Source organism: Bradyrhizobium sp. 62B (genome assembly GCF_030272265.2).
Lineage (GTDB): Bacteria > Pseudomonadota > Alphaproteobacteria > Rhizobiales > Xanthobacteraceae > Bradyrhizobium.
Map to the genome: position 1 here is coordinate 272,893 of NZ_CP092841.2, position 15,330 is coordinate 288,222.

The 15,330-nt window shown below is 66.7% G+C and carries 13 protein-coding genes and 1 tRNA gene; 8 read left to right on the forward strand and 6 right to left on the reverse strand.

The genetic code is table 11. The features are described 5' to 3' along the window. The first annotated feature begins 107 nt into the window (after positions 1-107). Positions 108-698: a thermonuclease family protein gene (locus tag ML401_RS01290; protein WP_285809251.1), complete on the forward strand. Its 591-nt coding sequence runs from the start codon at positions 108-110 to the stop codon at positions 696-698. A gap of 54 nt (positions 699-752) precedes the next feature. Here the strand turns inward: ML401_RS01290 and ML401_RS01295 are convergent, their stop codons facing one another. Together ML401_RS01295 and acs are read right to left on the reverse strand one after the other, a co-directional pair. Beyond that, complete coding sequence (locus tag ML401_RS01295; RefSeq protein WP_194405324.1) at positions 753-1,268, reverse strand: L,D-transpeptidase; 516 nt, start codon at positions 1,266-1,268, stop codon at positions 753-755. Positions 1,269-1,711: 443 nt separating this feature from the next. Beyond that, positions 1,712-3,658 carry an acetate--CoA ligase gene (gene acs / locus ML401_RS01300; RefSeq protein WP_285809252.1) on the reverse strand — a complete coding sequence of 649 codons (1,947 nt, stop codon included), beginning with the start codon at positions 3,656-3,658 and terminating at the stop codon, positions 1,712-1,714. 401 nt (positions 3,659-4,059) lie between these two features. Between acs and ML401_RS01305 the strand changes: the two genes are divergently transcribed. Continuing rightward, complete coding sequence (locus ML401_RS01305; protein ID WP_285809254.1) at positions 4,060-5,226, forward strand: DNA topoisomerase IB; 1,167 nt, start codon at positions 4,060-4,062, stop codon at positions 5,224-5,226. 102 nt (positions 5,227-5,328) lie between these two features. Here ML401_RS01305 and ML401_RS01310 read toward each other — a convergent pair whose 3' ends face one another. Beyond that, entirely contained in the window at positions 5,329-5,784 is a 456-nt protein-coding gene (locus ML401_RS01310; protein WP_211415157.1) for an SRPBCC domain-containing protein, read from the reverse strand. A gap of 101 nt (positions 5,785-5,885) precedes the next feature. On the opposite strand from ML401_RS01310, the gene ML401_RS01315 reads away from it, so the two are divergent. Continuing rightward, positions 5,886-6,959: an adenylate/guanylate cyclase domain-containing protein gene (locus tag ML401_RS01315; protein WP_285809256.1), complete on the forward strand. Its 1,074-nt coding sequence runs from the start codon at positions 5,886-5,888 to the stop codon at positions 6,957-6,959. Between the two features lie 9 nt (positions 6,960-6,968). Here ML401_RS01315 and ML401_RS01320 read toward each other — a convergent pair whose 3' ends face one another. Genes ML401_RS01320 through tsaD form a run of 3 tightly spaced genes read right to left on the reverse strand, consistent with a single transcriptional unit; the run spans position 6,969 to position 9,440 of the window. Continuing rightward, positions 6,969-7,382, reverse strand: coding sequence for an EVE domain-containing protein (locus ML401_RS01320; RefSeq protein WP_194405329.1), 414 nt, complete (start codon positions 7,380-7,382; stop codon positions 6,969-6,971). 2 nt (positions 7,383-7,384) lie between these two features. Continuing rightward, the gene (locus ML401_RS01325) at positions 7,385-8,365 is read right to left on the reverse strand and encodes an NAD(P)H-dependent glycerol-3-phosphate dehydrogenase (RefSeq protein WP_211415155.1); all 981 of its coding nucleotides are present in this window, start codon (positions 8,363-8,365) and stop codon (positions 7,385-7,387) included. A 1-nt stretch (position 8,366) separates the two neighbouring features. After that, positions 8,367-9,440 (reverse strand): tRNA (adenosine(37)-N6)-threonylcarbamoyltransferase complex transferase subunit TsaD, encoded by a 1,074-nt coding sequence (gene tsaD / locus ML401_RS01330; protein ID WP_285809258.1) that lies wholly within the window; start codon positions 9,438-9,440, stop codon positions 8,367-8,369. Positions 9,441-9,572: 132 nt separating this feature from the next. Here tsaD and ML401_RS01335 point away from each other — a divergent pair, with 132 nt between their 5' ends. From ML401_RS01335 to ML401_RS01355, 5 genes are all read left to right on the forward strand, one after another. Next, on the forward strand, positions 9,573-10,319 hold the full coding sequence (locus ML401_RS01335) for a uroporphyrinogen-III synthase (protein WP_211415153.1): 747 nt from the start codon (positions 9,573-9,575) through the stop codon (positions 10,317-10,319). A gap of 65 nt (positions 10,320-10,384) precedes the next feature. Next, positions 10,385-11,578 (forward strand): COG4223 family protein, encoded by a 1,194-nt coding sequence (locus ML401_RS01340; protein WP_285809261.1) that lies wholly within the window; start codon positions 10,385-10,387, stop codon positions 11,576-11,578. Positions 11,579-11,614: 36 nt separating this feature from the next. Then, entirely contained in the window at positions 11,615-13,360 is a 1,746-nt protein-coding gene (locus ML401_RS01345) for a heme biosynthesis protein HemY (protein ID WP_285809263.1), read from the forward strand. 99 nt (positions 13,361-13,459) lie between these two features. After that, positions 13,460-13,535 (forward strand) — tRNA-Thr (locus ML401_RS01350). 132 nt (positions 13,536-13,667) lie between these two features. Further along, positions 13,668-15,317, forward strand: a complete 1,650-nt coding sequence (locus ML401_RS01355) for a hypothetical protein (RefSeq protein ID WP_285809264.1) — start codon at positions 13,668-13,670, stop codon at positions 15,315-15,317. Positions 15,318-15,330 lie beyond the last annotated feature (13 nt).

Here is a 15,330-nt window from a genome sequence, read left to right on the forward strand (position 1 = left end):
TACGGCCGACGTAGTGGAGACCGGAACTTTCTTGCAGAGGTTGTTGCTGGTTCCGGCCTGCTGCAGCCCCGCTTGTGAGTTCCCCGACTCAGTCTTAGCGTGAGTTGATGCGTTTCCCCGATCGTCCCAGTTCCCATCGGCCACAGTTCAGCGGTTCGCCGTTCGGTCGGCACTTCTCCGGATTGTTGCCGTGGATGTTCGTGGTGGGCATCGTGTTGGCCGTCGTGCTGACGTTCCGCCATGGAACGGACTGGCTTGTTCCGCGGAGCGATGGCGACCGCACCGGGGATGCCGAGATCGTTCTCCGGCAGGCGGGCCATCCCGATGTCCGCGAGCCCGTAGACGTCGTTCGCACCATCGACGGCGATACGTTTCTGGCGCGTGTTCGTCAGCGCGACGGCCGCGATCTCGTCGTGCGCGTCCGGCTGCGCGGCATTGATGCGCCCGAGTTGAAGGCGTCCTGCCAGGAGGAGCTGGACAAGGCGGAAGCAGCGGCCCGTGCGTTGCGCGATCTGCTTGGCCAGGGCGGTGTGACCATCACCAATCTCGGCCCCGACAAATACGGCCGCGTGCTCGCCGACGTCGCGACCCGGCGGACTGCAAATGTTTCGGCGGCGCTGCTCGCCGGCGGTTTTGCGCGAAGCTACAATGGCGGACATCGCGACGGCTGGTGCGCACGCGGCTGGCGCTTCTGGTAACAAAAAGGCCGCGTCCGGAGACGCGGTCCCTTGCTGTCGCGGCTGATCGCGGGATCAGCGCGTCACGATCACCGTCGTGCCGACGGAGACGCGGCCGTAGAGATCGGTGATGTCGTCGTTGAGCATGCGGATGCAGCCATAGGACACGAAGCCGCCGATCGAACCCGGCACGTTGGTGCCATGGATGGCATATTCGCCGCCGGCCAGTGTCATCGCCGCGACGCCCATCGGGTTGCGCGGCGAGCCGCCCGGAATCATGTCGGGAATGTTGGGCTTGTCACGCTTGACCTCGGCCGGCGGTGCCCAGGCTGGGTTGCGATACTTCCCGTCGATCTTCGTCGTACCGGCCCACTGCTTGCCGGCCTTGCCAACGCCGACCGGATAACGCACGGCTTGGCCGTTACCGACGATGAGATAGAGCCGTCGCTCGCTGGTTTTGACCACAATGGTGCCGGGCGAATAGTCAGCCAGATGCGTCCCCACCATTTCCGGCCGCGCCTCTGCTGCATTCGACATCAAGACGCCAGCCCCGATGGTGGCGGCCATCGCCACCGCAATCCTCATCGACATCGATCTCCCCCTTGCCCCAAAACGGATCGTCCAGAATGACGCAGAACCCGGCAATCGCCGCCGCGCCAAGTCCTTGTGAGGGACATTCTTAACCGCGCCCGTTAACCGGATGGTTTCCACGCGCGGCCACCGAAGGCCGGTCAGCAGGGGGAACAAAGGAAATGTTCGAAATAAAGTAAATGACCTGAAAACAACACTCGGCGGGAAAGATGCGGGCGCCGTGCGGCGCGCGCTGACAAGCGCGTGAGGATGTAACGGCTGTTGTTTTGGGGAGCACGTTGGAGGGTGATGCACTCTCGTGTCCCGGACGCGCTGCAGCGCCAAGGCGGTACTGCGCGGAGCCGGGACCCAGCAGGCCGCACGTTCCCTCGTCAGATGGGCCCCGGCTCAGCAGCGCACCGCCAAAGAGGCGCTGCGCTGCATCCGGGGCACGAGAGCCTGCCTTACGCCGGCCTGCGGTTCTGCCGGTTCTTGACGAGGTCGTCGACCACGGCGGGATCGGCCAGGGTCGAGGTGTCGCCAAGGCTGCCCGGCTCGTCCTCGGCGATCTTGCGGAGGATGCGGCGCATGATCTTGCCGGAGCGGGTCTTGGGCAGGCCCGGCGCGAACTGGATCTGGTCGGGCGAGGCGATCGGGCCGATCTCCTTGCGCACCCAGGTCACGAGCTCCTTGCGCAGATCCTCGGTCGGCTCGATGCCGGCCATCAGGGTGACATAGGCGTAGATGCCCTGGCCCTTGATGTCATGCGGGAAGCCGACCACCGCGGCCTCCGAGACCTTCTCATGTGCGACCAGCGCGCTCTCGACTTCCGCGGTGCCCATGCGATGGCCGGAGACGTTGATGACGTCATCGACGCGGCCGGTGATCCAGTAATAGCCGTCGGCGTCGCGTCGGCAGCCGTCGCCCGTAAAATACTTGCCCTTGTAGGTCGAGAAATAGGTCTGCTCGAAGCGGGCATGGTCGCCATAGACGGTGCGCATCTGGCCGGGCCAGGAGCGGGTGAGGCAGAGATTGCCCGACGTTTCGCCCTCCAGCACCTGGCCGTCGGCGTCGACGATCTCGGGGACCACGCCGAAGAACGGCTGCGTCGCCGAGCCCGGCTTCAGCTTGGTCGCGCCCGGCAGCGGCGTGATCAGGATGCCGCCGGTCTCGGTCTGCCACCAGGTGTCGACGATCGGGCAGCGGTCGTCGCCGACGACGCGGTGATACCACTCCCAGGCTTCCGGGTTGATCGGCTCGCCGACCGAGCCGAGCAGGCGGAGCGAGGCGCGCGAGGTCTTCTTCACCGGCTCGTCGCCCGACTGCATCAAGGCGCGGATCGCGGTCGGCGCGGTGTAGAAGATATTGACCTTGTGCTTGTCGATGACGTTCCAGAACCTGGAATTATCAGGGTAATTCGGCACGCCTTCGAACATCAGCGTGGTCGCGCCGTTCGCGAGCGGCCCGTACAAGATGTAGCTGTGACCGGTGACCCAGCCGACATCGGCGGTACACCAGTAGATGTCGCCATCGTGATAATCGAAGACGTATTGATGCGTCATCGAGGCGAACACGAGATAGCCGGCGGAGGTGTGCAGCACGCCCTTGGGCTGGCCGGTCGAGCCTGAGGTGTAGAGGATGAACAGCGGGTCCTCGGCGTGCATGTGCTCGACGGGGCATTCCGTCGTCACCATGGCCGCCGCCTCGTGATACCAGAGGTCGCGCGTCGGGTTCATGTCGACCTTGCCGCCGGTGCGCTTGACGACGACGACCCAGTCGACGCCGTCGGCCTTGGCCAGCGCCGCGTCGACATTGGCTTTCAGCGGCACCTTCTTGCCGCCGCGCAGGCCTTCGTCCGCGGTGATGATGACCTTGGATTTACAGTCATTGATGCGCTGGGCGAGTGAGTCCGGCGAGAAGCCCGCGAACACCACGGAGTGAACAGCGCCGATGCGTGCACAGGCGAGCATCGCATAGGCCGCTTCCGGAATCATCGGCAGGTAGATGGTGACGCGGTCACCCTTCTTGACGTTACGGGTGCGCAGGATGTTGGCCATCCGGCAGACCTCGTCGTGCAGCTCCTGATAGGTGATGTGCTTGGACTGCGAGGGATCGTCGCCTTCCCAGATGATCGCGGTCTGGTTGCCGCGCTTGGCGAGATGCCGGTCGATGCAATTGTAGGCGACGTTGAGGATGCCGTCCTCGAACCATTTGATCGAGATGTTGCCGGGCGCGAACGAGACGTTCTCGATTTTCGTGGGCGCGTGCATCCAGTCGATGCGCTTGGCCTGCTCCGCCCAGAAACCGTTGGGGTCCGAGATCGAGCGAGCGTACAACTCCTGGTACTTGGCCTGGTCGACCCAGGCGCGCTTCGCCCACTCCGCGGGGACGTCGTAGATCTTCTCGGACATGCTTTCCCTCCACATACGGCAGGCCGAACGCTAGCGACTGGCGAGCCGACTTGATCATTGACTGATTATGCGTCGGGCTAACCGGACCCGACAAGGAGCACAAGCTGGACCTTCGGCGGGCCGCCGACCATGCGGAGGATCAAGGCCACCTGCTGCGATTGTCGCAGATCTGAAACAGGCCCAGGGGCGGCTTTCACTGAGTTTACTCAGACCATGGAGCAAGCCCGCGCAGAGCCTCCATGCATCCCGGGAGGTATTTAGAAACCGTATGTCACTGATTCGGGACTCGCAATACGGTTCGGAACACCCTAAATGGCCAACCCGGGTCCAAAGAGACCCCTTGGAACAAAAATCAGAACAGCGGCATTGACCGGTAACAGACAGGGCTAAGGCATAAGACTATGATGGATCAGCAGAATCTCGGGACGATACGGCCCGCTTCAGCCGATCCTGCGGCCATTGCGCTGGCCAAAGCCCTCGGACAATGGCCGAAACCCACCGGTTTCAGGCGTCCCAGTCCCAAAAAGACCTACGACACCGCGCCCACGACGGTCGAGGCGCTCGCCAAGGAGCTTGGCCTGCGGCTCGGCGACCAGAATGAGCTGACCATCCGCCGCATCAAGCGCGGCAAGGGCTATTCCTTCGTCCGCCCCAACGGCGCACACATCCGCGACGCCCGCACCATCCGCCGGCTGCATTCCATGGCGGTGCCGCCGGCCTATCGCGAGGTGCGCTACTCGGCCGATCCGAGCTCGCATCTTCAGGCCGTGGGCCGGGATGCGGCGGGCCGGCTGCAATATCGCTATCACGCCGATTGGGAAAAGGTCCGCGAGCATCGCAAGGCGCATCGCCTGGAGAAGCTCGTCGGCGCGCTGCCAAAAATCCGGCGCAAGGTCTCGGCGTTCCTGTCGGGCGACGAGCCGACGCGTGAATTCGCGCTCTCGGCCGTGATCGAGCTGATCGCGCGCACCGCGATCCGCCCCGGCAACGAATCCTACGCTCGCCTCAACGGCACGCGCGGCGCGACCACGCTCTTGAAGTCGAACGTCACGCTGGAAGACGATTGCTTCGTGCTGACCTTCAAGGCGAAGGGCGGCAAGGCGGTGCGCAAGGAGTGCGACGCGGCCAAGCTGGTGCGCGCCATCGGCATCCTGCAGGGCGTCCCCGGCAAGCGCATGTTCCAGTATCGCGATGCCTACGGCATCGTGCGCGCGGTCAGCACCACGCAGGTGAACGCGTTCTTGCGCGAGATCGCCGGCATCAAGATCTCGCTGAAGGATTTTCGCACGCTGATGGCCTCGGCCGTCGTCGTGGAATCGCTGTCGCGGATCACGCCGGCGACCAGCCAGCGCGGCCGCAAGAAGCAGGTGCTCGACGCGATCCGCGCCGCCGCCGACAAGCTCTCGAACACGCCGGCGATCTGCCGCAAGAGCTATGTCCACGACACCATCGTCACCGCCTTCGAGGACGGCATCCTCGAACGTTTTGCGGCGACCATGAAGGGCCAGCGCTCGCAGGCAAGGCGCGAGCAGCTGCTGGCGCAGGTCGTCGCGACCGCGGCGGTGTAACGGGCCAAGGCAGTGCCGGAGGATGGGCAAAGCGCTGAGCGCCGTGCCCACCTCTCCAACCGCAGGATGGTGGGCGCGCGACGCTCTGCCGACCCTACAGAGCTACGACTTGGTCGAGACGCCGTTATCGGGACCAGCATCGCCGCCCGCGGCTGCGATCGTCAGCCGACCCAGATAATGCCCCCACCCCGTCGCGTGCGCAGCGGCCTGCGCTTCGCTCGGCAGGCCGCTATGGGTCATGCGCAGCAGCGTGCCGCCATCGCGTTCGATCAGGTCGATCTCGATCAGGCTGGAGCCCGGCGGCACTTCCTGGCCACCCTCCCAGCCGAACGTGTAGGCCAGACGGTGCACCGGAACGACCTCGCGGAAGGCGCCGCGGGCGACGCCGCCGCGCGGGCCGACGCCCCTCAGCAGATAGAGCCCGCCGGGATGCGGCTCCGTGGTCGCGTCGGATCCCATCCAGCTCAAGATCTTTTCGGGGTCGGTCAGGTAAGCGAAAACGGTCGCGCGTGGCGCTGCGATCTGGGTCTCGCGTCGCACGATGAACGGTTCAGTCATGGGCCATCATCCCTTCGCTGACATCAGGACATGGCGGCGCCCGGACGGCCCGTCAAGGATTGCCCGTGACAAACCCGGCCCGCCTTCGTCATGATCGGACCATGCAGCTCTCGCCGACGCTCGCCTGGCTCGTCGATGTCGCCTCGGATAGTGCCGGGGCCGACCGCCTGCTCGCGGAACTCGGCGCTCATCTGATGGCCGACGGCGTGCCGCTCGCGGCGGGCGCCCTGACGCTGGAAGTGCCGCATCCGCTGATCGCGAAGCGAACGTGGCTGTGGCGTGCCGACAGCGGCCAGGTGATCGAAGCGCTCGGCTTCGCGCCGGGCGGGCTCGCACCGGATCCGCCGAACGATGCCGGTCGCCGCTGGTTACGCGACATCGCGCGCGGCGAGGTGCACGAGGACGCCGTCGGACGGCCCGACGGCCCGCTGCTCGGCTGGATCGGGCCGCGGCCGTTCACCGCAGATGAAATCGGGCAATTGCGTCAGGCCGCGCGTTTTGCTGCAACGCCCCTCGCCGTGCTCGCCGCGCGCGCCACGTTGCGGGCGACGCTGGATGCCTATCTCGGCAAGCGCAGCGCCGAGCGGGTGCTGGCGGCACCCCTGCGGCGCGATCTCGGCGAGACCATTCAGGCCGCGCTGCTTTATGCGGATTTGCGCAATTTCACGACGTTGTCGGACACCTCACCGCCTGGAGAGGTCATCGCCGCGCTCGACGCCTGGTTCGATCGCATCGCCGGCGCCGTTCACGCTTTCGGCGGCGAGGTGCTGAAATTCATCGGCGACGGCGTGCTGGCGATCTTTCCTGTGGTCGAGGCGTCGCCGCGACGGGCCTGCGAGGCCGCTTTGCGTGCGGCAGCCGCCGCCGAGGCCGGGATGGCCTATCTCAACGCCGAGCGCGGCGCCGAGGGCCTGCCGCCGCTGGCATTCGGTGCCGCGCTGCATCTCGGTGAGATGCTCTGGGGCAATATCGGCGCGGCCAATCGGCTCGATTTCACCGCGATCGGTCCCGCCGTCAATCTTGCCAGCCGCCTCGAGGGATTGTGCAAGTCGTTGGGAAGGACCGTGCTGGTGTCGGGCGCGCTCGCCGCCGAGACGGACATGCCGCTGGTCGCGCTCGGATCGCATTCGCTGCGCGGCATCGCCGCGCCGTGCGAGGTGTTCGCTTTGCCGTGAGGTGAGAAACTACATCCCGCCCATCTTGCAGACGAGCTTCCACTCCTCCGCCGTCACCGGCTGCACCGAGAGGCGCGAATACTTCACCAGCGCCATGTCGGCGAGCTTCTTGTCGGCCTTGATCGCGGCCATCGTCACCGGAGTCTTCAAGGGTTTGTCGGCCTTGATGTCGACGCAGACGAATTTTTCGGTCTTGTCGGTCGGATCCGGATAGGCTTCCTTGATGATCTCCGCGATGCCGACGATCTCCTTGCCTTCGTTGGAATGATAGAAGAACGCCTTGTCGCCCTTCTTCATGGCGACGAGGTGCTGGCGCGCGGTGTAATTGCGCACGCCGGTCCAGGCCTCGCCCTTGGCGCCCTTCGCCACCTGCTGGTCCCAGGACCACACCGACGGTTCGGATTTCACCAGCCAGTACGCCATATCTATTCCTCAGACTTGAAGGGGCGTGTCAGCAGCCCCGAGATCGCGGCGTCGATCGTGCTCCGGCCGCTCAGGATCGACGCGACCGCTTCTGATACCGGCATCTCGATGTTTTGCGAAGCTGCGAGTTCGACCAGGACCGGCGCGGTGAATTCGCCCTCGGCAAGCTTGCCGGCGGGCGGCTGCTCACCGCGGCCGAGTGCGAGTCCGAGGGCGAAGTTGCGTGATTGCGGGCTCGAGCAGGTCAGAATGAGATCACCGAGGCCGGACAGGCCCGTCAGCGTCTCGCCGCGCGCGCCGAGCGCGCGACCGAGACGCGTCAGCTCGGCAAAGCCACGCGTGGTCAGCGCGGCCTGGGCGGAGGCGCCGAGCTTGCGCCCGACCGCGATCCCGACCGCAATCGCCAGCACGTTCTTGGCAGCGCCGCCGATCTCGACGCCCCGAATGTCGGTGGAGTGGTAAGGACGGAATGTCGGCGAGCCCAACGCTTGCACGAGCGCGCTCGCCAACGTCTCGTCGCCTGCCGCCAACGTCACCGCCGTCGGCAGACCGCGCGCGACGTCGTCGGCAAAGCTCGGGCCCGACAGGATCGCCGGCAGCGCGCTCGGCGCGGCTTCCGCGATCACGTCGGTCATGAATTTGTGGGTGCCGTGCTCGATGCCCTTGGCGCAGGCAATGACCGGTGTCGGTCGTACCAGATGCGACGCCAGCATGTTGACGGCGCCGCGGACATGCTGCGCCGGCGCTGCGATCAGCAGCATGTCCGCGCGCGACGCCTCGGCGAGATCGCTCGTGACAATGATCTCGGGCGGGATTCGGACGCCGGGCAGCCGCGGGTTGTCGCGCGTCGAGGCGATCCGCGCGGCATGTTCGGCATTACGTGCCCACAGCGTCACGGCGCGCCCCGCCCGCGCTGCCACGGTCGCCAGCGCCGTGCCCCAGGCACCCGCGCCGATCACCGCGACGGTTTTGAACGCAGACATTCTAATATCCCGCCCGCGTCTTGCCGTAGCCTGCCGGCGCCGTTGCGTTGGCATCGAGCAGCCAGCGCGCCCGCGGTTGCGCATCCATCGTATCGGTCATGCCGAGCGCGAGGCGCTCGGCGCCAGCCCAGGCGATCATCGCGCCGTTGTCGGTGCAGAGCGCGGGCGGCGGCATGATCAATTGTGTCCCGGCCTGCTTTGCGACGTCGTCGAGGGCGCCGCGGATCGCCTGATTGGCGGCGACGCCGCCGGCGGCGACGAGGGCGCGGGGCGCGCCGAACCGCTCGCGGAAGAGTTTTAGGCCGACACTCAGCCGGTCCGCCGTCGATTCCAGCACGGCAGCCTGGAAGCTCGCGCAGAGATCGCTGATGTCCTGCGGTGTGATCTCGGGAAGCCGGCTCGCCTCGGTGCGCACCGCCGTCTTCAATCCCGACAGCGAGAAATTGGCGTCGGGTCTGCCCTGCATCGGACGCGGAAGAGCGAAGCGAGCGGCGTCGCCGCTTGCGGCCGCGCGCTCGACCTGCGGGCCGCCGGGATAAGGCAGGCCCAGCATCTTCGCGACCTTGTCGAAGGCCTCGCCGATCGCGTCGTCGACGGTAGTGCCGAGCCGCACATATTGTCCGACGCCGGTGACCGCGACGATCTGGGTGTGGCCGCCGGAGGCGAGAAACAGGCAATAGGGAAATTCGATTGCATCGGTGAGGCGCGGCGTCAGCGCATGCGCCTCCAGATGGTTCACTGCGACAAGCGGCGTGTCGTGCACCATCGCGATCGCCTTCGCGGTGGTGAGTCCGACGATGACGCCGCCGATCAGGCCCGGCCCCGCGGCGGCCGCGACACCGCCGAGCTGGCCGAAGCCGATTCCGGCCTCGCGCATGGCGCGATCGACGATACCGTCGAGCAGGTCGACATGGGCACGGGCGGCGATCTCCGGCACCACGCCGCCGAAGCGGGCGTGCTCCTCGATCTGCGACCGCACGATATTGGATAGAATCTTGCCGCTGCCGTCGGACGCGCGCTCGATCACGGCCGCGGCGGTCTCGTCGCAGGTGGTTTCGATGCCGAGTACTAGCATTGGCGAATTGTTATCCAATTTGCGCCCTTGCGCTCATCCGTAAAGCAGAGTTCTGGTACGTCCGGTAGCATTCCGGGGCCGGATAGCGCAATCGGTCATGCGTCACCGCCAATTGGTTCGGGAACACCAGCGATGTCCATTCTCGTCACACGGCCGCATCCCGACAATGAAGCGACGGCTGAAAGTCTGCGCGCGCGCGGGCACGAGGTGCTGCTTGCGCCGGCGCTCAAGTTCGAGCCGGTCGCCTTTCATGACGAAGGTGAAGCTCCCTACGGTGCCATCCTCGTCACGTCGGCCAACGCGATCCGCGCCGTCGCGCCACAATTGCGGGACCTTGGTCTCCTGGAGCTGCCGCTGTTCGCGGTCGGCGAACATACGGCCGCTGCGGCGCGCGACGCCGGCTTTGTCCGGGTGATCGTCGCCGGTGGCGATGCCGCCTCCCTGCGCGACAAGGTGATGCAGAGCGCTCGCGACAAGGTGCTGAAGAAAAAGAGCACGCTGCTGTATCTCGCGGGCGCGGATCTGTCGCGCGACCTCGGCGGCGAGCTCGACGCGGAGGGCTTTTCCGTGGTCACGCAGACGACCTATCGCATGATTCCGGTCAAGCATCTGCCCCGCGCGGTCTGCGAAGGCTTTGCCGCTCACGGGGTCGAGGCGGTGCTGCACTACTCCCGCCGCAGCGCCCGGGCGTTCCTGGATGCGGCCCGGGACGAAGGCGTCGAAATCTCGGCGCTCGCCATACCACATTGCTGCTTGTCCGCGACGGTCGCGAGCGTGCTGCGCGACGCTGGCGCGTCACAGGTCCTGGTGGCGGAGACGCCGGATGAAAACGCCCTGTTTGGCACCTTGGAGCGTGCTTTGCGCACCCGTTTGGCGTAAGAGGTCGGGTCCGAATCCGACGCAATCTGATCTACCCAGGTATGGAAGTGTGAGGAACCGTCACGATGGCCGACGACAAGCCTGAAGACGCAGGATTGGCGCCCGACAGCGGTCGTGCCAAGCGCATTCCGCCCACCATTGATCTTGAAGCCACCGAAGTTTCGACCCAGCCGCAGGAGACGGCGGTCGAGCCGGAGGCCGCGCCGGCCCCGGAACAGGCTGCGCCCGAGCAGGCAAATTCCGACAAGGTTGACGCAGAGCCGGAGCCCATCGAAGCGCAGGCTCCCGTGTCGTCGGTTTCGCCCTGGGTCATTGCGCCGCTCTCCGGCGCTGTCGCAGCGACGGTGGTCATCGCGGTCGGCTGGATGCTGGGTTGGCCCGCCGTGCAGGCGCCGCCAACCGCGCCGCAAGTCACCACGGCGACGGTCGATGCGCTGAGCGGCCGTGTTGCGGCGGTCGAAGCCAGGGCCGGCAAGCCTGTCCCCGATCCGGCCATGGCGGCGCGGATCGACGCGCTTGAGAAGTCCGCAAACAGCTTGCGCAGTGACGTCGCCAATCTACGTACGCAGTTCGACAAGACCGCGAACGCGCTGAACGACACGAAGTCGACGCCCGCCACGGCCGCGCCCGATCTTGCCGCGCTCAACGAGCGCATCGCGCAGCTCGAGCGCGCCAGCAAGACGGAGCGGGCCGAGCTCGCGCAACAGGGCGAGAAGATCGCCGATGCAAAAGCCAGGGATGACAAGCCGCTGCGTTTCGTAGTGGCCGCGGCGCTGCTCGACGTCGCCGTTCGTCATGGCGATCCCTACCAGTCGCAGCTGTCCGCGGCGCGCACGCTCGCCGCCAAGCCTGACATGCTGAAGCCGCTCGACACGTTTGCATCGTCGGGCATCCCGACGCCGGTCGCGCTGAGCCGCGAGCTGCTCACCATCGTGCCGAAACTGTCGCCGCCGGCGGAAGCCCCGGCCGCGAGTGCCGGCATCGTCGAGCGCCTTCAGGCAGGCGCGTCAAAACTGGTCCGCATCGAACGCACCGACGGCGTGGGCAACGACCGTGGCGCGATCGTGGCACGCGTCACGGCGGCCGCGCTGCGCAATGATTTCGTGGAAGCGCGGCGCGAGCTCAAGACGCTGCCCGAGGCCGATCGCGCACCGGCGCAGGCCTGGCTCGACAAGGCCGATGCCCGCGACGCCGCGCTCGCCGCCTCACGCAAATTCGCCGACGATGCGATGGCGGATCTCGCCAAATCTGCTCAATAAAGGTTCGCGCAACAATCAGCGCGTATAGGGATCGTCATGCTTCGCATCGTCCTCTTCCTCGTCCTGATTGCGCTGGCGGCGGCCGGCGCGGCCTGGGTTGCCGACCAGCCCGGCGAAGTGGTCTTGACCTGGGGCCACTGGCGAGCCTCGCCAACCATTCCAGCGTTCGTGCTCCTTCTCGGCGTCTTTGCCGTTGCGATCGTCCTGTTTTGGAGCATCCTGACGACGATCTGGCGTATGCCGGGGCGTCTGCGGCGGCGCCGCCACGACAAGCGCCACGCGAAGGGCCGGCACGCCATCACGCACGGCCTGCTCGCGATCGGCCATGGCGACAGCGCGCTCGCCCGCCGTCACGCCGAGGCGGCGCGGCGGCACGCGCCGAACGATCCGCTTGCGCTGCTGCTCCACGCGCAGTCGGCGCAGCTCGAAGGCAATCGCGATGAGGCCCAGCGCGCCTTCCGCGCCATGGCCGAGCGCGAGGACACGCGCCTGCTCGGGCTGCGCGGCCTGTTCATCGAGGCGCAGCGTGCCGACGATGCGGTCGGCGCGGTGATGATCGCGGAGGAAGCGATCAAGCTGTCGCCGTCCTCGACCTGGGCCTCGCATGCGGTGCTCGGCTTCCGCTGCGCGCGCGGCGACTGGAGCGGCGCGCTCGCGATCCTCGATTCGAATTTGTCGGCAGGCCAGATCGACAAGCCGGCCTATCGCCGCCAGCGCGGCGTGCTGCTCACGGCGCGCGCGCTGGAATTGGAAACCATGGACCGCGACGTCGCGCGCGAGAGCGTGATGGAAGCGATCAAGCTCGCGCCGACCCTGGTGCCGGCCGCGGTGCTCGCCGCGAAATTCGAGAGCGAGGCGCATCAGGTGCGCCGCGCCATGAAGCTGGTCGAGGCCGCCTGGCTCGCCAATCCGCATCCCGATCTCGCCGATGCCTATGCCCATGTGAAGCTCGGCGATTCCGCGCGCCAGCGCCTGCAGCGGGTCGAGACGCTCGCGGCCAAGACGCCCGCCGACAAGTCAGGCCATGTCGAGGGCCAGCTCGCGATCGCGCGTGCCGCGATCGACGCCTCCGAATTTGCCCGCGCACGCGAGGTGCTGGCGCCCTACGTCAATGACCCGACCCAGCGCGTGGCGCTGCTGATGGCCGAGATCGAGCGCGCCGAACACGGCGATAGCGGCCGCGCCCGCGCCTGGACCTTGCGCGCGGTGCGCGCCCGTCACGATCCCGCCTGGACTGCGGACGGTTACGTCAGCGACCGCTGGCGCCCGGTCTCCCCGGTCACCGGCCGGCTCGATGCGTTCCAGTGGCAGACGCCGGTCGCCAGCCTGCCTTCGGACAAGGGCACCACGATCGAATCCTCGGCCTTCGAGGAAGCCATGCTGGCGGCCCCGCCGCCGAAGCGCGTGACGGTGGCTCCCAGCGAAAGCCCGGCGGAACCGGCAGCAGTCGAGCCCGAGCCAGCCCCCGTGCCGGCCGCCCAGGACAATTCGCCTCCGATTGCCAAAGAAGAGCCGGCCGCTGTGGCCGCCGCCGAACCGGTCCAGCCGGCTCCCGAGCCCGCCGAATCATCGCCGCCGGCGGCGACACCGGTGTTCCGGACCCGCGCCGATCTCGGCAAACCCGCGCCAGCGCCGATTCCCGCGGTCATCCCGATCGTCCGGGCCCCCGACGATCCCGGGATCGACGACGAGGGTCCGAGCGATGAATTTACGGAACAAATCGGCACGCCCAAGGCCCAGGCCGGCGGCTGGCGCGGATTCTGGTCCCGCTGGGGCGCGTGAGCCGCATTTCGAAGCCGGCTTGTCCTTGCCAATTCGGGCCATGCCCGATATCAGGAGCGCGCGTATCGGGGCCGGCATCGCCCGGGCCCGGCAGGGTTCGCCGCAATAGCTCAGTCGGTAGAGCACGTCATTCGTAATGACGGGGTCGGGGGTTCGAATCCCTCTTGCGGCACCAGCGCCTCGGTTCATCCCGATCCTCTCAAACCAGCGCCAGCGCTTTGCTCCTTGAGGCCGGCCCGCGCGTTGCGCTCCGCCCTCGTGTCACTACGATGCGTTGCGGACGGAAATGCGCGCAACGGGGCAAGTGGTGGGTACCGAGACGACGGCCAGGACGAATTGGAGCGCATGGCTGCGGATCTTCGGCTTCGTCAGTCTCGCCGCCGGCATCACCGCCATCGTCGCATCGAGATCGCTCGATGCCTCGCAGCTGCGCGGGCGGTTGTCCGTTCCTCCGCTTTATGACGACGTCTCCTATTTCCTGGATGCCATCAGGTGGATGAATGCGGTCGGTGACCGGAGCATCGCCGCAAGTAGCTGGACACTGCTTCACGACCACGCGCCGTTTTCGACGATGGTGGCGATCACGGGATTGGCGCTGTTTCCCGGCAGCTTCATCGGGCCTTATCTCGTCCACGCCGTATTGGTCTTTGCATTTCTGCTCGGGATCGTCTGGCTGGCGTGGCGGCGGCCGGTGCTCGAGATCGCGGCGTGCCTGATCGCGGTCGCTTGCGTCCCGGTGCTGTGGCACACGGTGACCGAGGCGCGACCGGATCTGCCGTCGGGTCTTGCCATTGGCCTTGCTGCCGGGGCGATCGTTCACCGCGGCGTGCTCGATCGGAGCGCACGTGCCCTGGCCGGTCTCGGCATTGCCTGCGCACTGGCCGTCAGCATCAAGCCGACCGCGTTCTTTGCCACGCTCGCTCTGCTCGGCAGTTCATTTGCGATCCGGCTGTTCGTCGATTGCCTGGAGGCGGGCGGATTGCGCATCTCGATCCGCAAGGCGCTCGCTGCGCTGCTGTGGTTCGTGCTGCCGCTGCTTGCGACAACGGCCCTCTTGATCGGGCCTGCACTGGTCGAGACCGTCACCTACATCCTTCACGTTTTCGTCGGTCAGCGCGACCTCTGGACGACAGGCGAAAGTTTCTCGGCCGGTTTGCTGCGCTTCTCGATCGGCGGCGAAGGTCAGTTCGGCCTGCATTACTGGTTCGCCATCGGGACGGGCCTGATGCTGCTGCGTCTGGTGCTGGCGGCCATCCGCGGACGCGCCGCGCTGCGCGACGCCGTCGTTCTGCTCGCGGCTGTGCTGATCGCCTATGCCATTCCATCCGTCGCGGCGATCAAGACCTATTATTTCGGCGCGATGTTTTATGGCGTGTTCATCGTCGCGATGGTGCTCAACGGCTGCGCCAGCATGGCGCTCATTGAAGAGCTGCTCATCCGCTTCGGCCTCCGCAACGACATCCGCCACTACCTTCTCACCGCCTGCCGCGTGCTGGCGCTCGCCTTTGTTCTTCAGCTCTTTGTCAGGCACGTCGTCATCGGTCAGATCAGCACGGCGACACCGCTCAGCGCGCAGCAGCAGGAGAGCATCCGCCTCGCGACCGGGCGGCTCTGGTCGCTGCTGCGCGAGATCAAGCCGCAAGCGCCCGGCCCGCTCTATGTCGGCTTCTCCAGCCCTTATCCGGTGACGTCGGCGGCCATCCAGCTCTACGCGGCGCAGGCAAAGATGAATCTCGTCGTACGCGACGAGCTGTATTTCCGGAGCGCGCAGGAAACGGGCGATGCGTTGTTGAAGTCGGAGATTCTCGTGCTCTCGAGCTCGATCCAGCACACGCTGGTCGGGCCGCGCGTCGGCGATGAGCTCATCGCCCGCATGGACGCGGAGAAGGGCGTTTGCCTGCTCGACAGCATGAGCTTTCCGGACGTGACTCTGCGGGTCTATCGGCGCGGGTGTTGAGCGCAGCCGGCGG